Annotated in this window: 26 protein-coding genes; 3 read left to right on the forward strand and 23 right to left on the reverse strand. The window is 59.9% G+C overall.

What is annotated here, in order from left to right:
- Positions 1-49: 49 nt before the first annotated feature.
- Positions 50-898 carry an EamA family transporter gene (locus H7C19_RS28850; protein ID WP_246469885.1) on the reverse strand — a complete coding sequence of 283 codons (849 nt, stop codon included), beginning with the start codon at positions 896-898 and terminating at the stop codon, positions 50-52.
- A gap of 307 nt (positions 899-1205) precedes the next feature.
- Between H7C19_RS28850 and H7C19_RS28855 the strand changes: the two genes are divergently transcribed.
- A complete protein-coding gene (locus H7C19_RS28855) occupies positions 1206-1823 on the forward strand; it encodes a nucleotidyltransferase domain-containing protein (RefSeq protein WP_185672556.1) in 618 nt (205 codons plus the stop codon).
- A gap of 175 nt (positions 1824-1998) precedes the next feature.
- Here H7C19_RS28855 and H7C19_RS28860 read toward each other — a convergent pair whose 3' ends face one another.
- From H7C19_RS28860 to H7C19_RS28870, 3 genes are all read right to left on the reverse strand, one after another.
- Positions 1999-2262, reverse strand: coding sequence for a DinB family protein (locus H7C19_RS28860; RefSeq protein ID WP_221469542.1), 264 nt, complete (start codon positions 2260-2262; stop codon positions 1999-2001).
- 88 nt (positions 2263-2350) lie between these two features.
- On the reverse strand, positions 2351-4276 hold the full coding sequence (locus H7C19_RS28865; RefSeq protein WP_185672557.1) for a PAS domain S-box protein: 1926 nt from the start codon (positions 4274-4276) through the stop codon (positions 2351-2353).
- A gap of 769 nt (positions 4277-5045) precedes the next feature.
- On the reverse strand, positions 5046-5765 hold the full coding sequence (locus H7C19_RS28870; RefSeq protein WP_185672558.1) for a YebC/PmpR family DNA-binding transcriptional regulator: 720 nt from the start codon (positions 5763-5765) through the stop codon (positions 5046-5048).
- A gap of 194 nt (positions 5766-5959) precedes the next feature.
- On the opposite strand from H7C19_RS28870, the gene H7C19_RS28875 reads away from it, so the two are divergent.
- Positions 5960-6136: a hypothetical protein gene (locus tag H7C19_RS28875; RefSeq protein ID WP_185672559.1), complete on the forward strand. Its 177-nt coding sequence runs from the start codon at positions 5960-5962 to the stop codon at positions 6134-6136.
- Between the two features lie 30 nt (positions 6137-6166).
- Complete coding sequence (locus H7C19_RS28880) at positions 6167-6352, forward strand: helix-turn-helix domain-containing protein (protein WP_221469543.1); 186 nt, start codon at positions 6167-6169, stop codon at positions 6350-6352.
- Between the two features lie 90 nt (positions 6353-6442).
- Here the strand turns inward: H7C19_RS28880 and H7C19_RS28885 are convergent, their stop codons facing one another.
- From H7C19_RS28885 to H7C19_RS28970, 19 genes are all read right to left on the reverse strand, one after another.
- Positions 6443-7993, reverse strand: a complete 1551-nt coding sequence (locus tag H7C19_RS28885) for an NAD(P)H-hydrate dehydratase (RefSeq protein WP_185672560.1) — start codon at positions 7991-7993, stop codon at positions 6443-6445.
- A 77-nt stretch (positions 7994-8070) separates the two neighbouring features.
- Positions 8071-8697 (reverse strand): LysE/ArgO family amino acid transporter, encoded by a 627-nt coding sequence (locus H7C19_RS28890; RefSeq protein WP_246469887.1) that lies wholly within the window; start codon positions 8695-8697, stop codon positions 8071-8073.
- A gap of 27 nt (positions 8698-8724) precedes the next feature.
- Complete coding sequence (locus H7C19_RS28895; RefSeq protein ID WP_185672561.1) at positions 8725-9204, reverse strand: DinB family protein; 480 nt, start codon at positions 9202-9204, stop codon at positions 8725-8727.
- Positions 9205-9330: 126 nt separating this feature from the next.
- Positions 9331-9531, reverse strand: a complete 201-nt coding sequence (locus H7C19_RS34490) for a hypothetical protein (RefSeq protein WP_221469539.1) — start codon at positions 9529-9531, stop codon at positions 9331-9333.
- 26 nt (positions 9532-9557) lie between these two features.
- A complete protein-coding gene (locus H7C19_RS28905) occupies positions 9558-10037 on the reverse strand; it encodes a serine hydrolase (RefSeq protein ID WP_185672582.1) in 480 nt (159 codons plus the stop codon).
- Positions 10038-10156: 119 nt separating this feature from the next.
- Complete coding sequence (locus tag H7C19_RS28910; RefSeq protein ID WP_376775457.1) at positions 10157-10684, reverse strand: GNAT family N-acetyltransferase; 528 nt, start codon at positions 10682-10684, stop codon at positions 10157-10159.
- Positions 10685-10834: 150 nt separating this feature from the next.
- Complete coding sequence (locus H7C19_RS35815) at positions 10835-10981, reverse strand: putative holin-like toxin (protein ID WP_376775458.1); 147 nt, start codon at positions 10979-10981, stop codon at positions 10835-10837.
- 40 nt (positions 10982-11021) lie between these two features.
- The gene (locus H7C19_RS28915; protein WP_246469889.1) at positions 11022-11570 is read right to left on the reverse strand and encodes an RDD family protein; all 549 of its coding nucleotides are present in this window, start codon (positions 11568-11570) and stop codon (positions 11022-11024) included.
- 109 nt (positions 11571-11679) lie between these two features.
- A complete protein-coding gene (locus H7C19_RS28920; protein ID WP_185672564.1) occupies positions 11680-12441 on the reverse strand; it encodes a DUF2087 domain-containing protein in 762 nt (253 codons plus the stop codon).
- Between the two features lie 396 nt (positions 12442-12837).
- Complete coding sequence (locus tag H7C19_RS28925) at positions 12838-13458, reverse strand: nitrite reductase (RefSeq protein WP_185672565.1); 621 nt, start codon at positions 13456-13458, stop codon at positions 12838-12840.
- 50 nt (positions 13459-13508) lie between these two features.
- Positions 13509-15941, reverse strand: a complete 2433-nt coding sequence (locus H7C19_RS28930; protein WP_185672566.1) for a heavy metal translocating P-type ATPase — start codon at positions 15939-15941, stop codon at positions 13509-13511.
- 229 nt (positions 15942-16170) lie between these two features.
- Positions 16171-17616, reverse strand: coding sequence for an MFS transporter (locus H7C19_RS28935; protein WP_185672567.1), 1446 nt, complete (start codon positions 17614-17616; stop codon positions 16171-16173).
- A 479-nt stretch (positions 17617-18095) separates the two neighbouring features.
- On the reverse strand, positions 18096-18560 hold the full coding sequence (locus H7C19_RS28940) for a (2Fe-2S)-binding protein (RefSeq protein ID WP_185672568.1): 465 nt from the start codon (positions 18558-18560) through the stop codon (positions 18096-18098).
- Positions 18557-19402, reverse strand: coding sequence for an FAD binding domain-containing protein (locus H7C19_RS28945; RefSeq protein ID WP_185672569.1), 846 nt, complete (start codon positions 19400-19402; stop codon positions 18557-18559). Before H7C19_RS28945 ends, H7C19_RS28940 begins: the two co-directional genes overlap by 4 nt.
- Positions 19383-21701: a xanthine dehydrogenase family protein molybdopterin-binding subunit gene (locus H7C19_RS28950; RefSeq protein ID WP_313732039.1), complete on the reverse strand. Its 2319-nt coding sequence runs from the start codon at positions 21699-21701 to the stop codon at positions 19383-19385. The genes H7C19_RS28945 and H7C19_RS28950 overlap by 20 nt, the downstream gene beginning before the upstream one ends.
- Before the next feature lie 243 nt (positions 21702-21944).
- The gene (locus H7C19_RS28955; protein WP_185672570.1) at positions 21945-22949 is read right to left on the reverse strand and encodes an FUSC family protein; all 1005 of its coding nucleotides are present in this window, start codon (positions 22947-22949) and stop codon (positions 21945-21947) included.
- A gap of 111 nt (positions 22950-23060) precedes the next feature.
- Positions 23061-23891, reverse strand: a complete 831-nt coding sequence (locus H7C19_RS28960) for a carbohydrate ABC transporter permease (protein WP_185672571.1) — start codon at positions 23889-23891, stop codon at positions 23061-23063.
- Positions 23888-24811, reverse strand: a complete 924-nt coding sequence (locus H7C19_RS28965) for a carbohydrate ABC transporter permease (protein ID WP_185672572.1) — start codon at positions 24809-24811, stop codon at positions 23888-23890. The genes H7C19_RS28960 and H7C19_RS28965 overlap by 4 nt, the downstream gene beginning before the upstream one ends.
- Positions 24812-25002: 191 nt before the next feature.
- Entirely contained in the window at positions 25003-26367 is a 1365-nt protein-coding gene (locus H7C19_RS28970) for an extracellular solute-binding protein (RefSeq protein ID WP_185672573.1), read from the reverse strand.
- Between the last annotated feature and the right edge of the window lie 566 nt (positions 26368-26933).

The raw sequence follows: 26933 nt of genomic DNA on the forward strand, positions 1-26933 counted from the left end.
CATGGCAGAACGGACTAGTGTGCTGGACCGTTTTTCGTAGCATCGACGCTTAGACCGTCCCGAGCACGACGATCACGATCATCCCCGTCAGGATGATCGCGGATGCGGTCAGTCTTCTGCGCCCTTGCCTCTCCTTCAGCAGGAACAGGCCGAACAGCGCGCCGAACACGATGCCAACTTCCCGCAGCGGCGCGATACTGGAGACCGGCGCGTGCTGCATCGCGAACAAGAAAAGCAAATACGACCCAGGGGACAGCACCGCCCCGGCGATCAGCACTTTCCAGTGCAACCGCACGGCCAGGCGGATGCGCGTCAGCGGCAGCGCTGCGCGCGTGATCCCCAACATGAACCCGATATTGGCGATGCCGAGCAGCGACAACGGCGACAAGTAATCCAGGAACAACTTGTCGATTAGTGTGTAGGTGGTCGTGCAGAGTCCGACGGACAAGGCCAACGCCACCGGCCTTAGCTCCATGTCCCTCCGTCCGCCGACCGGATTCCATCCGCTCATCAAGGCGAATCCGACGAGCATACAGCCGATACCAGCCCATCCCCAAACGTGGAGAGACTCCGACATGAACGCCACGCCGATCACGGGGACGAGCAGCGTAGATGTCCCTCTCATGATCGGGTAGACTAGCGAGAGATCCCCTTGCGTATATGTATATGCCAACAATTTGGCGTAGAGCCCCTGAACGGCCATCGATAGCAGCGCCAAAACGATGCCTTGCCAAGGCAGCCCCTTTCGCGCAATCTCTACGATGGCGTAGACGAGGAGGATCGCGTTGCTCGGGACGAGGATGGTCCAGAGAAAGACCGCCTTCTCTTCGCTCCTCTTGGCCAAGAAATTCCACACGGCGTGCGCCAAACCCGAACAAAATACCAACAATAATGACAAGGCCAGCAAAAGAGGTCACTTCCCTATGTGCGTCTTTGACAATCTGTTAACGCTGCATCTTCGCGCGATTGCCAGCTTGGCAGTTTGCCTGTTTCGACATTCGCTAGACGAATCCCACAGAACATCCTACGTCCAAAACGCACACAAGTCAACACAAATACCACTAATAACAACTGAATTTCAATGAAACCTTAATTATTAATGCCATTAAACGAAATGAAAAACACATAAAATCACCCTTTTACAAATCAAGCGCGAGCCCAGTCGCCGCGTAATATGGCCAGAAAAAATGGCTAAGGAGGATCAAATGAGAACAGACATCCATAATTGGCAACCGATTACGGTCTCCGAAGCGTGCGCGATATTCTCTGCTGTTCCCGTTCAATGGTGTATGGCGGGAGGCTGGGCTTTGGATTTGCACATGGGCAAGCAGTCCAGGCCGCATGACGATATCGATATCTTAATAAGACGAGATGAACAGTTAACGGCATACGATCATTTATCAAAAGAATGGACGTTATATAAAGCGGAAAACGGCAAATTGGATCGTTGGGAAAAAGGAGAATTCCTCATAACCACAGATGATATATGGGTAAGCAAGGATGATCATTCGCCTTGGGCTTATCAAATCATGTTAGCCGATACGGATCATGAATCCTGGATCTACAAGAGAGAACGATCGATTCGGAGAGATTGGGAAGATGTAATCTCACATACGCAAGAAGGAATTCCCTACTTAAAACCGGAAATCCAACTGCTTTATAAAGGCGGAAGTTCGGCCATTCGCGAAAAGGACCAGAAGGATTTCCTGCAATTGCTGCCCCTCTTACATCCGCAGTCAAGAGAGTGGCTTCGAACTGCATTGAAAAAGCAATTCCCAATCGGGCACCTATGGGTGGAGCAGATCAAAAAGATGGAAGTCTAAAGACATCCCCCTGCTTCCGACCAAACGTTAAAAGGACAGCACGGTGGCTGTCCATTCTTTATCATTCAGAATTTATAAGTTTAGCACCTATTCAATTCCGAATGATCTCCGATAAAAACGTATCGCCCTCTAATGAGGACGGCGAAGCCGTTTTTTTTGGGGATCCGGCCCGCTTTTAATCGGGTTCGATTCCAAGCACGTCCGTATTCGGCGGAATATAGCCCATCTGGCGCGCCATCGTGACTACTTGACCTTTGTGATGGTATTCGTGCGTTACGGTGTGCAGGAGCAATTGGACGGGCGTTCGAACCACTACTTCGTCTTCGTTGCGCCAAGGAATCTTCCTTCGGATCGGCTCGTTCATTCGCTCTCCGAACGTCTCGAACAAAGTATTCACGATCGCATCGGCCTCCGCGAAGCGGTCCGAGACCTCTTCCAGACCCTAGGCTGATGTCCGATGGAAGCATGTCTTTCATCCCCGGGCTTGACGGCGAGTTGTCTCCTCCGGTCGCGCTCCGACCGCCTCGCTAACTCATCGCGCTTTGGGCGAGCGCCAGGCACTTCTCGACCGCGCGGGCAACGACCGAGCTTTGCAGCGGTTTGCTGATATATTCGTTCATGCCCGCCTCCAAGTACCGTTCGCGGTCGCCGACCAAGGCATTGGCCGTGACGGCGACGATATAAGGGCTCTCTTCCCGCCGCACGGACTGGAGGATCCGCTTCGTCGCTTCCATTCCGTTCATGACCGGCATCTGAATATCCATGAAGATCATATCGAAGCGGTCCCGCTTGACCGCTTCGATCGCTTCTTCGCCGTTGCGGACGGTGACGGGGCGGTAGCCGAGTTTCTCCAGCATGCGGATCAGCACCTTCTGATTCACCTCGTTGTCTTCCGCGATCAGAATGCGCAGGGCGCCCGGCGGCTGAACCGTCTCCGCCGACTGCGGCTGCGAAGGCGCCGCGCCCGGCGGATCCTCGGCCCGCAGCATCAGATGGAACAAGAATACGGAGCCGCCGTCGGGATTCGGCTCGTAGCGGATATCGCCGCCCATGAGTTGCACCAGCTTCTTCGTAATGGCCAGTCCGAGGCCGGTCCCTTCGGCCTTCCGTACCATGAAGTGATCGACTTGATAGAACGGCTCGAACAGGTTGCCGACCTTCTCTTCCGGGATGCCGATGCCCGTATCCCGGATCGCGAAGCGGAGCCGGACTTGATCCTCCTTCACGCCGGCCAGGTCGACCGCGATGGAGATCGATCCGGCCGGCGTGAACTTAATGGCGTTGTTCGTCAAGTTCATTAGCACTTGCTTGAGCTTCAGCGCGTCCCCGATCACCGCCTGCGGCACGCCGGAGCTGATGGATACGTTGATGTCGAGATTTTTCTCGAGCGCTTTGGACATCAAGGTATCCAGCGTCTCGGCGATCGCGAAGTTCAGACCGAACGGCTCCTCGACGAGCTCGGCATTGCCGGATTCGACTTTGGAGAAATCGAGGATGTCGTTGATGATAGCGAGGAGCGTGTCGCCGCTCTTCTGGATGATCGATACGTATTCCCGCTGCTCCTTGTCCAGATTCGTGTCGAGCAGAAGATCCGTCATCCCGATCACCCCGTTCATCGGCGTCCGGATCTCATGGCTCATCATGGCGAGAAATTCGCTTTTCGCTTCGTTCGTCTTCTCCGCGGCTTCCTTCTCGATGAGCAGCTTTTTCTGCTCGGTAATGTCTTTGACGAGGAGATAGAAGCCGATATTGCGGCGGTTGACGATGATCGGCGCGATCGTGACCAGCACGTCCGCCGTATGGCCGTCGTTGTGCGCAATGCGGTTGATCGCGCCTTCGATCTCCGCATACTGCTCGTTGTCGGCCAAGATGCGCTCCAGATTGTCCTCGCCGATGAAATTCGCGATATTGGTACCGATCAGCTCCGGCACCTTTTTCCCCGTCAGGCGCTCCGCCATGACGTTGGCATTCATGATGCGGCCCTGCAGATCAAAGGAGATAATGGCGTCGTGATTGTACTTCTTTAGCGAGGTATAGCGTTCGACCGTCTCCTGCAGCTTCTGCTCGGCCAGCTTGTTCGGGGTGATATCGATGATCTGCATAACGAAGTACGGCGGCCGATCTCCCGCCTCGTCCCGGTAGAGCGTCACGTGCGTGGCGGTCCAGATCAGCGAGCCGTTTTTATGTAGATAACGCTTCTCCATGACGAAGCTTGACCGCTTTCCCGCTAGCAAGTCTTCGCAGGTCTCCGCGATCGGGTCTTGATCGTCGGGATAGGTGATGTCCCCCACTTTGAGGCGTAACAGCTCCTCCCGGTCGTACCCGAGCATGCGGCCGATCGCCGGATTCGCGTCCAACCACATGCCATCCAAGGCGACCAGCGCGATTCCGGTCGGGGTATGATTGAATACGTGCTCGAACAAGGCGTTCGAATTGAACTGGGCTTGCTCCATGCCTTCCTATCCCTCCTCTACTCGCATTCATCGCTATCATACAACAAGAGATCTGACGAGCATAGACATACCCGGTAACGTCGGATTTGAAACAGGGGAGCGCAAAAAACACGCATGACCTTACCAGGTCACAGGCTATAATGAAAAATGCGATAGGCTCTAAAAGGATCGCACAGCGGCGAATCCGGCCTTTACGAGCTGCAACGATAAAATCCACCTGGCCTATCTGATTCATATTTGGTGGTTAGCGGACATTCTGACATTCTAAGCACCTAGTGTTCCGTCATCATAGATTTGTCAGACCTCCGGACCTCCAGACCTCCAGATCTCCAGACCGCCAGACCTCCAGATCTCCAGACCTCCAGATCTCCAGACCTCCAGACCTCCAGACCTCCAGACCTTCAGACCTCCAGACCGCCAGACCTCCAACGCCGACCGNNAAGTAAATGCCTCTTCTCCGCCGATAGGGGCCAAATATGTTGTATGAATACAATTTATTGGGGAGCAGGCACCACGAGAAAGCGCCACGAGAAAGAACCACCATCAAGCACCATGACGCACCACGGCGAGCACCACCGACAAGCACCGCCGGACAGGCCCCAGCCGATTCCGGGCGACCTTTGCCCAGACGAAGACGAATATTCCGTACGATTATTAGGCGTGTAAGCCCTGAAAGCGATAATGGCCAAGCCCCATTTTCATAAAAAAAGAAGACCTCCGCGAAAATCCATTTCCGCAAAAGTCCTCCCGCCGGACGAACCGGCTTCGATCAATCTTCCAACTCGACGTTGTGATAGACTTGCTGAACGTCTTCCGAATCTTCCAGCAGGTCGATCATCTTCTCGAATTGCGCTTGGGAATCCTCCTCGAGCGTCACGTACGTCTGAGGGATCATGGTCAGCTCCGCCACGGTGAATTCGGTGACGCCGGCGTTCTTGAACGCCTCTTGAATGGCGTGGAATTGTTCCGGGTCGGCATAGACGATGACCGCGTCCTCTTCCTCGACGACATCTCGAACGTCGACGTCCGCTTCGATCAGAATCTCGATCGCCTCGTCCACCGTCTTGCCCGTCAAGCCGATGACGGCGGTCGCGTCGAACATATAAGCCACCGAGCCGTTGACGCCCATATTCCCGCCGTTTTTGTTGAAGACGGCGCGCACCGCGGCGGCCGTGCGGTTCACGTTGTTCGTGAGCGCGTCTACGATGACCATGGATCCGTTCGGGCCGAAGCCCTCATAGCGCAGCTCGGAGTAGGTCTCCTCCGAAGAGCCTTTGGCTTTCTCCAGGGCCCGGTCGATGATCGCCTTCGGCACGTTGTACGTCTTCGCGCGTTCGAGAACCACCTTCAGCGCGCGGTTCGCTTCCGGATCGGGCTCGCCTTTCTTGGCGGCTACGTAGATCTCTACGCCGAACTTCGCGTAGATGCGGCTTGTGTTGGCGTCTTTGGATGCTTTCTTCTCTTTAATGTTGTTCCATTTGCGTCCCACTCTAAGATCCTGCCTTCTTTATGTATTTTATCGCTTATTCCATTTTTCGGCGTTCCTCCTCGTATTTTATCAAATGATGCGAAAGAATGCTATTTGCAGCCTTTTATTTGCCGAAGAACCCTGCGGCCGAATAAACGGCGAAGCCGCCGCGCAACCTACCTTTGCCAAAGATGACCAATCGAGGAGGGATCAAAGTGAAGGATCTCCAAAAAACGGAGCTTGAAGATCAGACGGCCTACATGATCGCAGGCATCCCTACGCCCCCGGACCAGCAGGATATCGCGGCGACGGACATGCTGAGCGAAGCGGTCGGAGAACTGACGGACGAGCTGCAGCACGCTTTTGAAGGCAAACCGAACGAAGAGGTGTGAATCCCGCGTCCGCTTGCCGGCCGATACGCGCTGCCTCCCCATGCATACCAGAGCTTGCTGCGCGTCAATTATGCCCAGACGCAGCTCGCGCGGCGCCGTCCCATCGCCGAGGCGGCGGCCGAGGCCGGCTTCTACGACCAGAGCCATTTCACCAAGGCGTTCGCCGGCTTCGTGGGTGCCACTCCGCTCAAGTACGCCGCTTCCGCGCTCGGTTAAGTTCTGCGAACCACGCAATTTTGGCCTCGGCGGCGCTCACGTGATGTACCTAGTACGTCTCTTCGCGTTTCTGCGCCGCATCGACTTTTCTTAAAGCGCTTCGATGATGTCGCCCGCAACGAGGGACGAGGAGGTCGGACGTCCGGCCGCCGCGCGGTCTCCCGCGGCTCCGTGCAGCCAGACACCGAACGCGGCCGCCTGATCCGGCGTGCGTCCTTGCGCCAGCAGGCTGCCGACCAATCCCGCCAGCACGTCGCCGGCACCGCCGGTTGCCATCCCCGGGTTCCCGGTGGCGTTGACGTATACGTCGCCTTCCGGCGTCGCCACGACCGTCCGGGCGCCCTTCAGTACGAGTGTCACGGCATGCTGCGTCGCATACCGGCGCGCGGCCTCTATCCGGTCCCGCTGAATATCGGGCACCGCGAAGCCGGCCAGCCGGGCCATCTCGCCCGGATGCGGCGTCAGGACCGCCCTTCGACCGCATAGCTGCGCGGACGCCTCCGGCATGTCCGCTAAGATGTTCAGCGAGTCTGCATCGAGGACGATCGGCAGAGCGGGATCGAGGCCTGCAAGCAGCTCGCGGAGCCAATCGCCGTCTCCCGCCCATCGGCCGAGCCCGGGACCGAGTACAAGCGCATCCTTGCCGACCGTCAGCTGCGACAGCGCCGCAGGCGCAACCCCGCTCCAGTCGCCTCGCTCTTCATCCGGCAAGCCGTAGATCATCGCCTCCGGGACGCGTCCGGCCAGCGGTTCGACCAGCCGATCCGGCACCGCCCAGGTGACGAGTCCGCAGCCGCCGCGCAAGGCCGCTCGGGCGCTTAGCAAGCCTGCGCCGCTCATCGGCCTGCTGCCGGCGGCGATCAGCGCGTGGCCATAGGTCCCTTTGTGCGTATCGGCCTCGCGCGCCCGCGCCGGATCGACGCCCAATCGCTCCCGGAGCGTCCGCTCGTCCAACGCAAACGTACGCACGCCGATCTGCTCCGCCAGCCGGGCCGGTATGCCGATCGCCCGCACGACGACTTCGCCAGCGGCGCCGGCGCCCGGATACTGCACGAGCCCGCGCTTGGCATAGGCGAGCGCGACCGTCCGCGCCGCCCGGATGCAGGGATCGTGCAAGTTCCCGGTATCGGCGTCGAGCCCGCTCGGAGTGTCGATCGCGACGATGGGCAATCCGCTCGCGTTCGCTTCCCGGATGAGCGCGGCGTAGACGCCGGCCGGCGCGCCTCTGCTGCCGGTGCCGAGCAGCGCGTCGACGATGCCGTCATACCGCGTCCAATAGATCGGGTCGCCCTCGCTCCCGGCGTAGACGACCGCCGGGAGGCCGAGGTTCGCGGCGATGTCCCGCTGCACGGCCGCTTCTCCCCGGAACCCGGCGGGGTCGGCCGCATATGCGATGCCGACCTCGCAGCCCGCCTCCAGCAGATGTCTGGCCGCGACGAGGCCGTCGGCCCCGTTGTTCCCTTTGCCCGCGAGCACCAGCCAGCGCTTCGCCGGGCCGCCGTGCGCCTGCGCCGTTAGGCGCATCGCTTCCTCCGCGACAGCGCGTCCCGCGTTCTCCATCAGGACGAGCGCGGGGATGCCGATTCGTTCGATGGCGGCCTTGTCGATGTTCCGCATCTCTTCCGAGGTCACGATTCGCATGCGGACCCTCCTTCTCGCGTTCATTTTTCCCGGTTGGCCCGGTTGGGTGGTCCGCTCGCTCGCCGCCCGCCTGCAGCTTATAGCCAGAGATATAGCATCATAGCCGCCGAGAACCAGATGACCACAGCGGACACGCGGTTCAGCACCCGGAGCAGCTTGCCCGTCCGGTCCAGCGAGCCGACCATCCGCCCCGCCCAGGCCAACGCGACGAACCACAGCCACGAGACGAGAATGCAAGCACAGGCGAACATCCATTTCTCGGCGCCCGCATAGTTGAGCGAGCTCGTCCCGATGACGCCGACGGTATCCATGATCGCGTGCGGGTTCAACAGCGAGACGGACATCGTGTAGGCGATTTGCTTGCGGACGGGATAGGCGCCCGTCTGCCGGGTCTTGCCTTCCTCCGCACTGCTCCGCCACGTCGTCCAGCCCATATACAGCAAGAAAAGGATGCCTCCGGCAAGCAGGAAGCCCTTCAAGACGGGAATGCCGAAGATCAGGACGGAGACGCCCAAGACAGCGAGCGCCAGCAAACAGGTGTCGCACAGGGCGGCCGTGACGACCGCCGGCAGCGTGCGCCGGAACTGCGCGTTCCGCGCGCCCAGGTTAAAGATAAAAGCGTTCTGCGCCCCTAACGGCAAGATGAGGCCAAGGGCTAAGAGGAATCCGTGCAGCGCAGAAGTAAGCATACCTACCACAACCATTCTCCGTTCAATCGTCGGCGAATCTCTCTATCCGATGGACAGCAATCTGCGATAGACCTTGATCATGCTGATGTGCATGCCTTCATGATAAAGATTGAAGCTCAAAAACTGCTCGGGCGAAGCCAGCCGCATGCCGGCCGACGTCCGGTAAGGAGGATCGATCGTCTCTTCCAGCCGATGACCCAGCGTCTCGCGGATGCGCTCGATCTGGCCGCGGAGCAGCGTCTCCAGCTCGGGCAGCGTCGGTACGCGCGCGGAAGACGGCGCATCCAAGGGGGAGGTGCCGTATTCGAACAGCTCCTTGAAGCCGTTCGGGCGATGCAGCGGAAGCCCGAGGGATTGGAATGCAAAGCGTTCAAGCACGACGTATATATGACCGAATTGCCAGCGCAGCGAATTCCGGAAGCCTTCCGGGATTCGGTCCGCTTCGTCTTCGGATATCCCCTCCATGAACTTCAGGGTTTGTCCTCTCACGAAGTGCAACTGGTCGAACAGATAGGAGCCCATGCCGTATCCTCCTTTGAGATCGGATTTGGAATAGAATATCACATTGCGCCGCTCCCGCACAGCCTGGGAAAGCGAGGTTTGCCGCGCCGCATTTCACAGGAAAAACTGGGTTTGCCGGGACTTTGATCACGTTGTCTCCAAGATCCCGGCGGCGAGGTTCCCGAACGTCCGGATATCCCGCAGGTAATCGTAGCCGTTCGGATTGGCCAATTGATTGTACATCCGCACCGCCACCGCGTCATAAGCAGGCATGACCAGGCAAGCACAGCCCGTAATGCCCAAGATTTGACAAGAACGCTCCGGCACCTGCTCTCCGATCTCGTTCATCGGGGACTCGCTTTGCAGCCACCAGATCATGCCGTTCCTCGGCCTGGACGTCGGGAGCGAAACCGGCGTCTGCTGCGCGACGACCCGTTCGAAGACGCGAGCCGGCACCGGCTGCCCGTCCTCCGTCCGGCCTTGCCGCAAATGGATGTACCCCAGCGGGCCAAATCCCCGACGCTCGCGAACAGGTTGCTCTGGTCGCCATCGGGACTTTCGTTCGGACCGACCCAGCCGGCTTGACCGTCACAGATATTGTAGATCAGATGCGGATGATGCGCCGTTCGCCAGCCGGTATGCCGCAGCCGATACGGCTCGAAGAAGAATCGCTCCGCGTATTCGCGCAGCGTCAGCCCCGACAGGCGGCGGACAAGCGCGATCGGCATCGCGATGCCGGGGCTACGGTACGCCCAACTAGCGCCGGGAGCGAACTCCCGGATATAGACCCCATCCGCCTCTCTTAATCCGTGGGTATGGGCGAGCAGATGCCGCAGCGCGCAAGGCTGCTTGATTCCTCTTCTCGTTCATCCGTCATCCGTCTCCTTCGTTTAAGCTTGCATGCCGCATCCGGCGCTCAAGCTAAAAGAAAAGACCGCAAGGCCGTTCCCCTGCAGTCCCGTTCGTTATCCGTTCATTGTTCGCCCCGGAGATCGAAGCGCCAGGCATTGCAGTGCATGAAGCTCCCTTTCGGATATTCGAACGCCGTCTCGCCCAGGAAGACGAAGCCGAGCTTCCGGCAGATCGCGTTGGACGCCGGATTGTCCGTCGACGGGAAGGCGTGAAGATACCGATGCCTGCCCGCTTCGCGAACGCGCGCGATGACGGCGCTCACGGCTGCCGCCGCGATACCTCTGCCTCGGTACGGCGGGAAGGCGCCCCATCCGGTCTCGCAGATCGTCTCGTCCTGCCAGACATTCTCCCAATAACCGGTCGTGCCGACCGCTTCGCCGCCCGGCTGCAGGACGATGCTGAACATTTGTCCGTCGTCTCTGCCGTTTAACGCGACATATCGCCGATGGCGGTCCTTCACTTGCTCCTCGGTCTCCGGCCCGCCAAGATGCTCTACCATCTCCGGTGCGTTACTGAGATGCAGCAGAGGCAGGTCCGCCTCGGTCCATATCGCAATCGCAACTTGCATCGTAACGATCCGTTCGCTCACGGGCGACCCTCCATTCCGGCACTTCTATCATCCTTAACGCAGGATTCGGCTTTTCACCATCCTCGCTCCTCTTCGCTGCCGCAACGCTACAACTTGCATCGGGCCGGTTGTTTCACAGTATGGCTCTACACCAGACTTGAACCAATCGGATTATTTCCTTTTTTCAATATAATTCAGCAGCGTGAGAATGAACATACCGAAGGCGAAGAGGACTGAAAAAATTTGAAATAAATCCATCATACAGTCTCCTCCTTTCAAGAAGAGCTGCCCGCCCGATACAAGTTGTCTATTAAACATAGTCCTATCTGGGTAATAATGGAAGTGTAATCCTGACTAATTATTCTACAATCTCCGCGAATTGGATCACGGTCCCAGCCGCCGCATCGTAGAGTGTTTGCCGCCGCTTATTCCACAACGGACCTACCAAATACAGCAGCGCCAAGCCGTAGACGACCGCCAGCAGCGTGTACAGGACCGCATCGGGATAAGAGGGGGACAGCGTCATATGCCAGATCGTGAAGTGTGCCAGCTCCCAAGGCAAGAACTTGAGCGCGGAACGGCCAAGCGATGCGCCCATTCCGATCGGCTGTCCCCGCACGCCGGCCACGACGATGCCGGTCTTGCGCTTGCCCCAAGTCGCGTGCCGCCTGGAGCCCTCACTTATCGCGAAATAAAGATAAACCGGCAGCGTCAGAAAGAGAAATCCGGTCAGCTCCGCCCGAAGCGGACCGGCCTGGAACAATGGCGCCAGGACTGGCCGCGCCAGCGAAGCGACGCCGATCAGCAGCACGAGAAAGCCGCAGATCAGCAGATAGTCCCACAGGAACGCGACGATCCGAACGCGCATCGGCACCGGTCTCCCCGTCGCGGGCTTCAAGTCTTCCATCATCGGCCTACTCCTCTCGGAAATGCCATGCATGCGAATAGCGGATGCCCAGCGTCCGCTAAAGTGCAGTTTGGCTCATGTCGCGTCATCCGGGCAGCCAGTCGGCCGCCTAACGCTTGACCCAATAGCGGCTGCCGTCCGGGAGCCGGTCCATGAAGCCGTATCCGATCAGATATCGGCGCAGCGTCACATAGTCGGCGAAGCGCGCTTTGAGCAGCGCGTTAACTTCCTTCTCCGTATACTGCCGGTTCTCTTCGAATTGGCGGGACAGATGTCGCAGGATGGCGATCTTCCGCTTCTCCTTGCGGGGGAACTCGCTCAGCGGACCGTCCGGCCCCTCCTTGAAATAGGCCTTCAAGATCTCTTCGTTCTCCTGCTCCGTGATGGCGTAACGTTCGTCCACCATCGTCGCGGTCCGGTGCGCCGTGATCAGCCGATGCTGGCGGCTCGTGCGGTCGTTCGCGAGCTCCATGATCGCGAGGAATACCTTCGCCTGCTTCATCCGCTCCCGCAGCGTGAAGCGGTGGTTGCGGATCGTCGAGGTGCTGCCGCCCTCCAGCTCCGTTACGATCTCGCTGTCCGACAGGCCCTCGTGGAACCATTGCAGCAGACGCTTCTGCAGGTCGGTAAGTCCGGTCAGCTTCTTGTCCAATCCGAGAAGGTAGGCGAACATGGAGCCGTGCGCCCGCTCGACATGGATGCGCGCGAACTTCTCGGCTTCGTAGAACACGCCGTCCAGCGGGTAGATGACGCCCTGCGCGTAGCGTTCGCCGCAGGCGAGGCAGACGTACGTCTCTTCTTCCCCGAAGTAGGTGTAACCTCGCTTCAGCTCCTCGAGCGGTACTTCCCAGAACAACTCGGTAACTTGCATTCGCTTGATCTACTCCCTTGTACGTTCGCTTTCGTTACCGTCAGTTTAGGGGGAGCGCCCCGCTAAGTCAACAGGTATGCTAGACAATATAAAGTTTCGTCTATCGCGAACAGGACGATAGCAGCTTCCCGCTCAAGGCCGCCGCGATGCCATTCGCCCCTTCGGCCATGACGTGACGCCGACGTCCCGCCACCGTTCCATATAAAGGAAGCCGTTGACGCGTCCCCAGATTTGCGCGATGTCGGTTTCGAAGTCCCCATTCGTCTCGAAGTTGTACGTGTACGGGTTGATCAGTTCGCTTCCCTCTTTTAAAAACGTATGAACCCGGCGGGCATGCAGACAAACGGGGAGCGAGGTCTGAATCGGACCTCGGCTCCCCGTTCCGTCTTTTTCCCGTTAACCCGCGATCTGCCTCAACGACTCCAGGGAGACGCGCTCGACGAATTTGCCGAACTTCTCTTTGGCTTTGGCATGCGTCTTGTAATGCGCGATGATGGCGGTCAGCACGGGAACGAGCCGTTCCTCCGGCAGCCCCTGCGCCAGCAGCTTGGCGAACGTCGTCTTAAGCCCTCTCGGTTCTCCGCCCACGTAGAGATCGAACCGGTCCCGCATCTTGACGATCCCGATATCCTTGAGCAGCGGTTCGCTCGTGCCGAGCGCGCAGCCGGCGTATCCGATCCGCAGCGGCGCCGGCGTCTCGATGCCGGCGATCGCCCGATTGACGATCCGCGCGGTCTCGAGTCCCGCTTCTTCCTCGCCTTTGCAGAAGTTGCACGCGATTAAGCTTTTGGCGACGGCGCCCGTCGGGTAGACTTCCAATCCGGCTTGCTCCAGCTCCTCCCGAATGGCGTCCCGCCGGCTAAGCGGCACCTCTACGTAGACTTGCCGGAACGGCGTCATCTCGATGCCGCCATCCGGCCCGGCCGCCGCGGCGACCGTCGCCAGCTGCTCAGGCTTCCATAAGGCGCCTCCGCGTTGAATGGCGGGGGCTGCCGCGATCTTGACCTTCTCTTGCATGACCCTTCTCCTTCCGATCGGGTTGACGTTCCCCTCCGTATCTCGTTCCGTTAAGCGCGTACCTTGACGCGCTGCAGCCGCAGGGCGTTCAGGACGACGGAGACCGAGCTGAGCGCCATGGCCGCGCCGGCTACCCAGGGGGCGAGCAGGCCGACGGCGGCGATAGGGATGCCCAGCGTATTGTAACCGAGCGCCCAGAACAAGTTCATCTTGATATTGCCCATCGTCTTGCGGCTCATATAGATCGCGTCAGGGATGCTCGCCAGATCGCCCCGCATGAGCGTGACGTCGGCCGCTTCCATGGCGACATCCGTGCCGGTGCCGATGGCCATTCCGATGTCCGCCGTAGCCAGCGCCGGCGCGTCGTTAATGCCGTCTCCAACCATGGCGACGATCTTGCCTGCCGCTTGCAGCTTTTTCACTTCTTCGGCTTTCCCCTCGGGCAGCACTTCCGCGCGGACATGGTCGATGCCGACTTGCGCGGCGATAGCTTTGGCGGTACGCTCGTTGTCGCCGGTGATCATGATGACTTGAATGCCCATCTCTTTGAGCCGGGCGACCGCGGCTTTGGAGGTCTCCTTCACCGTATCCGCCACGGCAACCATCCCCGCGTAGCGTCCGTCGATCGCGACCAGCATCGCCGTCTTGCCAGACTCCTCCAAGCGAGCCATCGCTTCGTGAGCGCGGCTGGCGTCCACTTCATACTTCTCCATCAGTCGGCGCGTGCCGATCAGCAGCCGTCTGCCTTCTACTTGCGCCTGAATACCGAATCCCGGGACCGCCTCGAACGAAGTCGTGCCGGGGAGCTCGATGCCTCTAGCCTTGACGCCCGCTACGATCGCTTCCGCCAGAGGATGCTCCGAGTTTTTCTCGGCCGAGCCTACCAGCCTTAACAGTTCGGTCTCATCGTCCTCCGCCGCGACATCCGTAAGCTCGGGCTTCCCTTTGGTGACCGTGCCCGTCTTGTCGAGGATGATCGCATCGATCTTGTGCGTGCGCTCCAGATGCTCCCCGCCTTTGAACAGGACGCCGAGTTCGGCCGCGCGGCCGGAACCCGCCATAATCGACGTGGGCGTCGCCAATCCCAACGCGCAAGGGCAAGCGATGACCAGGATCGCGATCGCTTTCTCCAGCGCTTCGGCGACGTCCCCCGGGGTGACAAAGAAATACCAGACGAGGAAGGCGGCCACGGCAATCCCGACGACGATCGGGACGAAGATGCCCGAGATGACGTCCGCGACCCGTTGGATCGGCGCCTTGGAGCCTTGCGCCTCCTCGACGACTTTGATGATCTGGGCCAGCGCCGTGTCTCTGCCGACCTTCGTCGCTTGAATCCGAAGCATGCCGTTCTTGTTGATCGTCGCGCCGATGACGGCGTCTCCCGCTTGCTTCTCCACCGGAAGGCTCTCGCCGGTGAGCATCGATTCGTCGATCGACGAGACGCCCTCCAGCACCAGACCGTCTACCGGCACTTTATCGCCGGGGCGGACGAGCACGATGTCACCGGCCAGCACTTCTTCTACCGGAATCGTGAGTTCTTGGCCGTCGCGGACGACGAGCGCCGTCTTCGCCTGCAGACCCATCAGCGACTTGATCGCTTCGGAGGTCCTCCCTTTGGCGAGCGATTCGAACAGCTTCCCCATGATGACCAAGGTGATGAGGATGGCGCTCGTCTCGTAATACATCGAAGGTCCGTGGTGCATGCCGGCGCCCCGGGCATACCAGTCCAGCGTCAGGTACAGACTGTAGAAGAACGCGGCGGAAGTGCCGAGGGAGACCAGCACATCCATGTTGGCGCTGCCGTTGCGAAGCGCCTTGTAAGCCCCGACGTAGAACTGTCTGCCTACGTAAAATTGCACGGGCATCGCCAAGATCAACTGAAACCACGGATTCATGAGAATGTCCGGCGCATAGATCCACGAAGTGAATGAGAAGTGCGCAACCATGCTCCACAGCAACGGGAACGAGAGGATCGCCGAAGCGATGAGCTTCCGTTTTTGATTCCGCAATTCCTTGACGCGATGGTCTACAGCGCCGTCCTTCTCTTGTTCGGAGATCGCCTTGTAGCCCAGCTGCTTCACCTTGTTCTGCATGTCGGCGACCGTGACGTCCGCCGGAGCGTATTCGACGCGCGCCGTCTCCATCGCGAAGTTGACGGAAGCGCTCGTTACGCCGGGCAGCTTGGCGAGGCCCTTCTCGATCCGATTCGCGCATGCGGCGCAGGTCATGCCCTCCAGCTTGAAGTTCGCCACTTCCTTGGCGGTATCGTAACCGAGCTTGCGGATCGTCTGCTCCAGAGAATCGACGCCGACCTTGGCCGGATCGTAGGTGACGCTCGCTTTTTCAAGCGCGAAGTTGACGTTGGCGGACGAGACGCCTTCAATCTTGCTTAAACCTTTTTCGATCCGGTTCGCGCAGGCCGCGCAGGTCATGCCGGTGATCTGCAAGTTCGATTGCTTGTGATCGGGGGTAGTCGTATTCATATCGATTCGCTCCTTCGAATAGCGGCAGGTTCTTCGGTGTCGCTTTGCCAACTTGTTCCTTGATTGAAGTATACCCCACCACCCTATATTTCGTCAATTCATTTTTTACGATACCCCCGAACCCTATATGAAAAACGAATCTGGACTTGCTCTTTCCCATTCTTTATAGGATGTCACGGAAGAAATCCTTTCAACCGCCGCGCGCCTGCTCGGCCAGGCCCTATGCCGCTTATGCGGAAGCCGAGGCGCCCGTCTTCTCTCTCTTCGGCGAGCGGATGAACAGCAGCGACAGCAAGGCGCCGGCGAACGCCACCATCCCGGACCAGAAGAACGCTTGGTGGAAGCCCGCGTTCAATGCCGCGGCGGGCGTTCCGCCGCCATGCGAGGCAGTTGCGGCAGCGGCGATCGCCGTCATGACGGCCAGGCTGATCGCGGAGCCGATCTGATAGCTCGTATTCGCCAGCCCCGAGGCGAGCCCCGCCTCTTCCGGCTTGGCTCCCGACATCGCGGCCATCGTAGCGGGGATATAAGCCAGCGACATGCCGAGTCCGCCGAGCAGCGATGCCGGAAGCACATTCGCCGCGAAGCTGCCGTCCGTCGGCGTGTTGCCGGAGAAGAGCAGCATGGAAGCGCCGAGCGCCGTCAGTCCGATCACGATATTGGCCTTCAACCCGAATCGGGCGATCAGCTTGCCGGTGATGAACATCATGCTGACCGCGATGAGCAAGGTCGTGGGCAGTAAGCCGACGCCGCCCGCAAAGGCGGAGAACTTCAATACTTGCTGCATGTAGAGGTTGAGGAAGTACCATAGCGGAATCCAACCGCCGGCCAGCAAGAGCAGCGCGAGATTGCCCGCGGCCAGATTTGGGGTCTTGAAGACGCGAAGCGGCACGAGCGGTTCCTGCCTGACGATCTGAACCCCGAGGAACAGAACGAACAATGCCGCACCCGCCGCCAGCGTTCCGATCGTCGAGACCGAACCCCAGCCATGCTGCTCCGCGGTGACGATCCCGTATACGATCGACACCAATGCCGCTGTGACGAGCAGCGCGCCCCACAGATCGATACCGCCTTTTCTTCGTACGCCTCTTGCCAGCCATCTCGGCGCGAAGAGCAGCGCGAGCAGGCCGACGGGAACGTTAATCAAGAACGTCCATTGCCAATTCAGCCATTCGGTGATGACGCCGCCGAGGAATACCCCCGCCGATCCGCCGGCCGCCGCGGAAGCCCCCCAGAACCCGAGCGCTTTGCCCAGTTCTCTCGGATTGCCGCTGAACAGCATCATGACGATCGTCAGCGCCGAAGGCGCGATCAGAGCCGAGCCGAAGCCTTGGAGCGCGCGGCCAACGTTCAACGACGCCTCGCTCCAGGCCAATCCCGCGAGTAGCGATGACAGCGTCAGCACCGCAAACCCCCACATGAAGATCCGGCGTTGCCCGAACAGGTCGGACATCCGTCCGCCCAACAAGAGCAGACCGCCAAAGAAAATGACGTAAGCATTGAATACCCATTGCAGGCTCTCTTGCGTATAGCCCAGCGCATGCTGGATGGCCGGCAGTGCCACGCCGATGATCGACGTGTCCATGATGACCATAAAGTTCGCCAAGCATAACAGGGCAAGCGCCATCCAGCGTCTCGGATCGGCTTGCGGCGTTAAGGATGCGGGTTGGGACATGCGAATCTCCTCCTTTATCTTGAACTGCCGGTTCCCCAGGCCCCTCGGATCGCACGCGCGACGGCCGTCTCCAAACGAGGTCGATGCAAGCGGGCTTTACGGGATTTTTTACCGGCGTTTCTTCTACATGGTATAGTCCCCTACCCTATATTGTCAATCCTCGTTTTTCTCCGCCGCAAAATAATGATGAAGTAGGCAGCCATCCACGAGTCTTCCGGTCAGAAGCGCTTCATACTCGCTCGACCGGATCTACAAGCTGATACCGCATCCTGCGCTTAGCAATCCGCAAAAGACGAACAGCCCTGCCTCCGGCAGGGCTGTTCGTCTTTTTCCTTGTTTTTCAACGCCTATCCTGACGATCAATGCGGCCGTTCCGCGTCGGAGATGCTGCTCGCCGCCGGCGCATCCGTCGCGAGTAGAAAGAGCCGTTCGATGCAACCTCGCATGGTTAATGCCATTAAACAAATGGGCTATAACGATTACCGCTTCCCCAAGACGACATGGATGGCCTTCCCGATCTCCTCATAGCTCGTACAGCGGCAGATGTTGGACTGCATCCAGTCCTGGATCGTCCCTTCGTCCGCTTGGGGTTCCAGACGACTCAGGGCCACGATGTTCATGATGAACCCGGGCGTGCAGTAGCCGCATTGAAAAGCGAACTGCTCGACGAACGCCCGCTGCGCCGCCTCGTCCTGCAAGCCTTCGATCGTCGTCACCGCCTGTCCGGCGCTCTCCACGGCCAACATCAGGCAAGACTTCATCGGCCGGTCGTCCACCAGCACCGTGCAAGCCCCGCAGTCCCCGTTCCGGCATCCGGGCTTCGCGCCCGTCAGTCCGAACGACTCGCGCAGCACGTCCAAGAGCAAGTCCGCCGGGCGGGCGACCGCCGTCCTCCGCTCTCCGTTCACATGCAGTTCAAGCTGTACGACATGCTCCGCCTTCATCCGATAGCCACCCCCTTCTCCAGCCTCTCCAGCGTCTCTCCCAGCGTGACCTTCAAGACATACTCCCGGTAGAGCGCCGACCCTTTAATGTCATTAAGAATCGGCGCGGGCAATCGGGCGATCGCCGTCGCGATGCGTTCCTCCGCCGGCACTTCCCGTCGGTTCAGGATAAGCTCCATCTCCGTCGACCGGAACGGGAAGGCGCACACGCCGCTGAATGCAAGCCGGATCCCTTCCTCCGCCCGGATCGCGGCCACCGTCAAGAGCGGATAGTCGATGGCCGATCCTTTGCGCCGCTTGTCCGTCACATAAGGGAACGCCGCATAGCGCACATCCGTCATCGCCTGGACGAGCAGCTCTCCTCTCCCTAACCGCAGCGTACGATCGAACAGCTGTCCGATCGGCGCCGTCCGTTCCCCGCCAGGGCCCGCGATCCGCAGCGGACTATCGGTCAGCAGCAAGGGCAGCACGGCTTCCTTGTAGATGAACCGCCCGCAGACGTTGCCTCCCAGCGTGATCTTGTTCCGCGAGGTACGATCGGCGACGCCCGCTCCGGTCTCTCCAAGCAGCGGGAACAGCCTCGCGTCGTGGATCTCCGAGAGCGTGAGCGCCGCCCCCCAGACGAACGCGCCCGATCGCCGGCCGATCTCCCGGCAATCCGGGATGCGCTTCACGTCGATGACCGCTTCGGTATATACCTCGTTGATTCGCCCGAGGGTGATGATCTCGGTGCCTCCGGAGAAGTACAGCGGCTGCTTGCCCCGGGCATCCAGGTCGACGAAAAGCGCCACCGCTTCCCCGACGGTCGCGGGCTGATAGTAGTCAAACGGATACGGTATCATCGGCATACCCCATTCTCGCTCTCCAGATGCGTTCCGGAAATAGCGGCAGTCGGTTCAACCGGACGCCGGCCGCGCGGGACAGCGCGCTCGCGAGCGCCGCCGGCATGCCGATGAGACCGTGCTCGCCGAGCGCGCGGGCCCCATACGGGCCGTCCAGACAGGGTCGTTCGACGAAGTCGACGACGTACGCCGGATTCTCGCCATAGCGGAAGACGCTGTAGTCGCGCAGCGTCGGATTCTGGATGCGGCCCTCCGCGTCGAACAGGAACGTCTCCCGATTGGCGAAGCTGAGTCCCATCGCGATAGCGCCTTTGATCTGACCCAGGGCGCCCATCCGATTCATCACCCGGCCCGCGTCGTTCACCGAAACGGCCTTCAGGATGCGGTACGAGCAGTCTCGCGTATCGAGCTCGACCTCCACCGCCTGGGCGCCGACGTTCCACTCGGGACCGGGCGTCCCTTCGCCGGTCTCGGGGTTCATGGGATTCATCCGCCGCTGCGTATAGGTGCCGCGCCCGATGATCTGCCCACCGATCGTGTTGCCGTTCGGGAAGCTGTAGCCGTAGCAGATCTCCTTCACGTCGATCTGAACGCTCGGATCGGCGCGTACGAACACCTTTTCGCAGTCCAGCTCCAGATCGTCCGGGTCCGCCCGCAGGACGCAAGCCGCGATCGACAGCAGTTGCCGGATCGCGTCGTCCGCCGCATGCAGAACGGCGCGCCCGGCCATGAACGTCCCCCGGCTCGCCACCGTCTTCCAATGCTCCGGCGAGATGCCCGTATCCACCGTGAAGCGCACATGAATCCGCTCCGTGCGCATCCTCATCCGTTCGGCGAGGATCTGGGCGAGCACCGTCTTCGTTCCCGTCCCGATCTCGACGACGCCGGTCTCGAGGTTCAGGCTGCCGTCCGGGTTGAAGGAGACGATCGCGCCGGAACTGGCATTCGGGTCGATCGAGGAGTTTTTCCAGAAGCAGCTGATCCCCTTCGCGCGGACTCGGTGGTCATCCACTTGAACCAAGTTCCAGTCGTCCCACTCCGCCAGACGCTTCATGCGTTCCATACAAGCCGGCAGATCCCCCAGATTGCTCGGCGTGAGCAGATCGCGGGTAGGCGCGATATCGCCGGGCACGACGATATTTTTCATCCGCAGCGCCCACGGGTCCATCTGCAGCTCCTCCGCCAGGGCGTCGATCGCGCGCTCCACTGCGAACGTGAGTTCCGCATGTCCATACCCCCGGAACGCCGAGGGATAGGGATGATTGGTATAGATCGTCAAGCATTCGCCATGCATATGCTCGATCGCGTAAGGCCCGCTGCAGTCCCCGGCTGCCGCCCGGGCGATATCGCTCGACTTGTCGTCGTACGCGCCGCCGTCGAAGCGGTAGATCAGATGGGCGGCCTTGATCTTCCCCTCCTTCGTGCTGCCGAGGCGTACCGTCGCTTCCAGGCCGATATGGCCGGGCGCCGTCACCATGTCTTCCTCGCGGGTATATAACACCTTCACCGGTCTGCCGCCGATCGCCCGGGACGCCAAAAAAGCGATCAGCTCCGGCTGGATCGCCGCTTTGCCGCCGTAGGCGCCTCCGACCAACGGCGCCTCGACCGTGACGAAGCCGACGTCGACCCCGAAGTACTTGCCCAGGTATTGCTTGACGGCAAACGGCGCCTGAGTGGAGGAGACGATATGGACGCGCCCGTCCGGCTTGATCTCCGCGATCGCGCTGCGCGTCTCCATCGCGGCATGGTCGGAAGGCTTGAATGCGACGGCATTCTCTACGACGGTCTCGCTTTGCTCCCAGCCTTGGCTCATGTCGCCCAGCCGGACATGGATGACGCTCGCGACGTTCGTGCCGGGCACGGAGACGACGCCTTCCCCTTTCTCGTACTCGCCCAGCCGCTCGTGCAGCACCGGCGCATCCGACCGCAACGCATCGGTCGGCGAGAGGACGACCGGCAGCGGATCGTAGCGAACCTTGATCAGGTCGGCCGCCTGCTTGGCCTGCACCTCGGTATCCGCCACCGCGACCGCCACGACCTCGCCGTAGTGGCGTACCCGATCCTTGGCGATGATCGGTCGGTCCCGGATCTCCTCGCCGGTCAGCACGCCGCAGTCGTCGCCGGTGAGGATCGCCCTGACGCCGGGCGCGGTCCGAGCCGCCGTCGCATCGATCCCGAGAATGCGGGCATGCGCGTAAGGACTGATTTTCATTCGAGCATGGTGTATTCGAGCCTCGACCGCGTCGCCGGTGTAGTGGCCCGCTCCCGTCACTTTGTCGTAAGACTCCTTCTTGGGCACGCTTCTCCCGATCTCCGCCAGCGTACATCCCCCGCTTTCGCTTGGACGTTCCCCTTTTCCGAACCGCGCTTCGACGGATTCATTATACGAGCGGGCGTGCGGGCATATGCCACCGTCAAGCGAAAACGGCTTCGCGCCCTTCGATGAAGGGGCGAAGCCGTTAAGCGCCTAGATCGTCAGCCAGGCTTTCAAGGACGTTTGCGCGACCGGTTGCAGGGCGATCCAAAACCTTCAAACGCCGCGCTAGATCGCCTTCAAATCTTCCAGGAGCTCGTTCGTGTCCAGCAGCAAGGCGGATAAGTAGAGCGGCGTATTCTCGCTCCTCGCCAATCGAACGAGCGGTTCCAACGACGGCGACGCGATCAACGACTGCCCCCAGCAGCCGCCGAGCTTGTCGAATTGCTCCTGCCACGCGCTGCGCTCCGACTCGTTCAGCGGCGCCGCGGCCGCGCCTCTGCGCAGGCGCGCCTCCGTCTTCTCCAGATAGTTGATCCCTCTGCGGAGCTTCTCCAGCCAATCGGCGTTCTGCTGCTGCCTGCGTTCGCTCTTGCGCCTGAACGGATTGTACCGCAAGCCGTCGGCCGCCTGCTGCAACGTCTTGCTGGCGTTCTGCCAATCCTGGCGCAGCGTCTTTATCTCCGTCCGAAGAGCCTGCTCTTGCTCTTGCCCGCAGCCGCCCCCCGTCCATGCCGCCAACTGCCCGAACAGACGGGTCACTCGATCCGCGAGCGGCTGCAGCGCGCGCTCGGCCGTCCGCGTCTCGTTCGGAGGCAGGACGAAGGCCATGACGATCATCGCGACGGCGACGCCGATCGCGGTGTCACGCAGCCGATCGACGGCATAGTGTTCGGAATGCCTCTGCAGCTCGAACACCAAAGCGCCGCTTAAAGCCGTTTCGCGAAGCCAGATCTCGTTGCGTTCGACGAGGAGCGCGATGCAGGAGATCCCCGCGAGCAGCGCGGCCAGCGTCCACCCGTTCAGCGGCATCGCCTTGACGGCGAGCATCGTCAGACCTACGCCAAGGATCGTTCCCCCCAGCCGGCGGTAAGAGAACAGAAGCGACTGCAGCACCGTCGTCTGCATGCAGAGAATAACGGAGACGGGCGCGAGGAACGGATGCTTGGATCCCGCCCAGTGCGCAAGCGCCCAAGCCAGACCCGAAGCGAAGGAGAGCTTGCCGATGATGCCGGACCACTTCGCGAACGCGTCTCTGCCCGCCTCTTTGCGCGCGGTTAATCCGCCGTTCATGCTCCTTCCCCCTTCCCGCATCTACAGCCATTATCTGTGCAACATCGACGATTCTATACGTCCTCCCTTACGGTAGCATGACGGACGGCTTATGATTTGCGCCGGCGATCCTCATCCCTTGACGGCCCCGGATGCCAGTCCCTCGATGAAATAACGCTGCAAGAAGAGATAAACGACGACCATCGGCAGCGCAGCGAGCAGCGAACCTGCCGCGACCCAGCCGATATTGCTGGAGAATTGCGAGAAGAAGCTGGCAAGCGCGACGGTAATCGTTCTCGTCTCGACATGCTGCAGGAAAAAGACCGAGAACGTATAATCGTTCCAGACGGCTACGCCGCTCAGTATAATGACCGTTGCCGTGATCGGTTTCAGCAGCGGGAGCAAGATGCGGTAGAAGAGGCTGAACCTGCTGGCGCCGTCGATCATGGCCGCTTCGTCCAGCTCTCTGGGGATCGTACTGATGAACCCGGTGTATAGGAAGATCGTCGTCGGCAGATTAAACGTTACGTGCAGCAGGATAATGCCCCAATACCGGTTCATGCCGCCGATATCGACCATGAACTTGTACAATGGAACGAGGATCGTCAGCGCAGGCACGATGAGGGCCGATACGAATAGCGCGTAGATAAACTGATTCCACCGCGTCTGGCGCCTGGACAACGGATAGGCCGCGATCGAACCGACGACGACGATGAGGAAGACGGCGCAGACGGTCACGATCAGGTTGCTCTTGAAGGCGGACGCCAGATTCGCCTCCCGCCATGCGTTCGTAAAGTTGTCGAGGTAGAGGTAGCCGGGGAAGATCCACTTGGAGCTCAGATCGTCATCCGCTTTGAAGGTGGTCGTCAACAACACGTAGAAAGGCAGGATATGGATCAGACAGATGACGAGCGACAGCAAGGTCATCCAGGTCCGGCGCGACTTGCTCAGGACGGCGTTCATGCCTGCACCTCTCTTCTGCGGAGCCAGACCAGCGCGAGCAAGCTGACGATCGAGATCATGACGAACATGAGAATGCCGACCGTAGCGGCGTAACCAGCGTCTTCGCGGCCGAAGTAGAGCAGATACATGAACGATGACATCGAAGCGGACGCGTAGCCCGGGCCGCTGTTCGTCATGGCGACGATCACTTCGAACAGCTTCAGGCCGCCGGTTAGATTCAACACCATGCTCACGGTGAACGCCGGGGCGAGCAAAGGCCAGGTGACATGGAAGAATCGCGTCCATGCGCCCGCGCCGTCGATGGTGGCGGCTTCGTAATAGTCGCGCGGAATCGACTGCAGGCCGGCCAGGAAGAGCACCATCGCGATCCCGAGGTATTGGTACGTATTGACGAAGGTGATGATCCAGACGTTCGCGTTCGGACTGCCGAGCAGGTTGGCGGGCTCGTTCGTGAACAGCAGAATGAGATCGTTAATCGCGCCTCCGTCATACTGGAAGAAGAAGTACCAGATGTAGCCCATGATGAGTCCGCTGATGATGACGGGCAAATAAATAACCGTTCGGACGATGCCTCGGGTACGGATGCTCTGGGTGAGGAAGAGCGCGTACAGCAGACCGATCAGGTTCTGGAATACCGCGCTTCCGATGCCGTAAATGGCGGTATTGCGAACGATCTTGCCCATGTCGGGATCGCTGAAGATCCGTTTGTAATTCTCGAGCCCGATCCATTTGTAATGCTGATTATAGCCGTCCCAGTTCGTGAACGAGATCTGGATGCCCCTCAGGAACGGGTAGAAGATGAAGACGAGAAACAGCAGCAAAGCGGGTACGTACATCAGATTCAGCCACGCTCCGCGCCTCGCCGCCTTTTTGACGCTGGCGGTCCCGGCACGGATGGTCGGTTCCTTCGGATCGGTCATGTGCTCCCTCCTAATAGGTTGTGGAGCTAAGCTGCTTCGAATTCAATTCGCAACAAAACTCGCTTCGGAAGCATGGTTCTTCGGTTAGCGGATTGCGTTCGTCGAGCGAATCCGGCTACGTCTTCATTGGCGCGAACCTTATCCCTCATGAACGATGGAAAAAGGGAGAGCGGACGCTCTCCCAGTCCGGCTTATGCCTGCTTGCGCAGTCGCACGTATTCCTGCTTCATCTTCTCGGAGAACTGCGCGGGCGTCGTCTGACCCGAGACGAGCGAGGTGCCCGTCTTGCACATGACGTCCCACATGCCGTTCGGCAAGTAGACGCGGTCGAAGTAAGGGAACACCCGAACGTCCTTGAACTGATCGTAATAAGGGGAGAATTCATGCTGCGAAGCGATGTCCTTCAGCCCGGGAGGCAGCTTCGTCGCGTTGGCGATCGTGGACATGTTCTCCGGCTTAGCGAAGAAGGCGATCAGCTTCTTCGATGCTTCCAGATGCTTGCCGTCCTTCCAAGCGCCCATCGTATACCGCTCGCCGCCCGAGAAGGTCGGCGTATCGCCGTCGACCATCGTCGTCAACGGCATGATGCCGATCTTCGCGTTCGGGTTCACTTTGTACACGTCGTCCGCGAACGAGGGCGCGCCGAAGACGAAGGCGATCTTACCTTGCGCGAAGCGCTTAGGCATATCCGTATACTTGGCCGTCAGGGCGTCTTTGTTGATATAGCCCTTCTTCTGCATATCGAGCAGCTTCGCCGCCAGCGGCGTCCAGTTGTTCCAATCGAACGAGCCGTCCAGCAGCGCATCCGCTTGATTCTGCTGGGGGCTGATGTACATGGAGGTCGCATAGAGATCCAGGAAGCCGCCGATCATGCCGTTGTCGATGCCGGACATGAAGAACGGCGTGACCTGGCCCTTGCTGTCCGTCTTGATCTTGTCCGCGGCGGCCATCAGCTCTTCGAACGTCGCGGGCGGCTGAATGCCGTATTGTGCGAGCAATTCCGCATTATACGAGATTCCGTCCTTGGCCTCGCTCAGGACAAGAGCCTCTACCTTGCCGGATTTGTCGGTGACGACCGGCTTAATCGTGTCCGTCAAGTTGGGCGCCCACGACTCGTCGCGCAGGTCGGCCAAGTAATTGCCGTAACGGATGACCGCCCAGCCATGCGTATCGAAGACGTCCGGCAGGTCGTTGGCCGCCATTTTAACTTTTAGGATATTTTCGTACTCCGCCCCGGGGAATTGGAACTCCACCGTAATATTCGGATTTTCTTGGGTAAAGGCGGCGCCGATCGACTTCATCATCTCTTGATTTTTCAGCTCGCCGATGGTGCTGTATACGGTGAGCCGCACTTTTTCCCCGCTGCCGGCGTCCGGCGTGCTCGTACTCGCGCTCCCGCTGTCCGCCGGCGTTGCGGTCGCCGTGCCGGATGGCTCGGCGGGACTGCCGCTAGGTTTGGCATTGTCGTCGCCCCCGCCGGATCGCTGCGAACAACCAACAAGCACCAGCAGCAGCATGAGTATCACAGCGTGCGTGCTTAATCCCCACTTTCGCATCGCGAATTCCTCCCTTGTCCTGATTAGGTATGCCGCTCGTCATCATGTTAGCGCTTACCCATGTATCCCACTCTATGCGCTCGCGCAGCGAACTTGACCTATTTTTCGCTGCCGAATCGGGATAGATAGGCTTCAAGCGCGATGAAGAGAATCCCATTCGGAAAATGAATCCGGAAAAGTTGAAATAACCAAAGAAACGACCGAAGGTGTTGGAGAACATGGCTCGTTCGTACGGATTGCGGGGCGGCGCAAGCGATGAAAACGAGAAAGAGACGGAGCCGCGTCTCGGCGAAGACTTGCAAAGGGGCTGTCTCAACAGGTCATAAACGGACCTAGGGACAGCCCCTTAAGCCTTGCTGGAGGATAAGCAAACGACCTGCATTGGCGGTCGGGGGGCTGGAGCGACAGATGTGCGTATGTAAACGACCTACATTGGCGGTCGGTTGGCCGGGGCGGCGAATGTGCGTATGTAAACTACCTACATTGGCGGTCGGCGGGCTGGGGCGGCGAATGTGCGTATGTAAACTACCTACATTGGCGATTGGCGGGTTGAAGCGACGGATGTG

This window comes from Cohnella nanjingensis (genome assembly GCF_014212125.1).
In the GTDB taxonomy this organism is placed as follows: domain Bacteria; phylum Bacillota; class Bacilli; order Paenibacillales; family Paenibacillaceae; genus Cohnella; species Cohnella nanjingensis.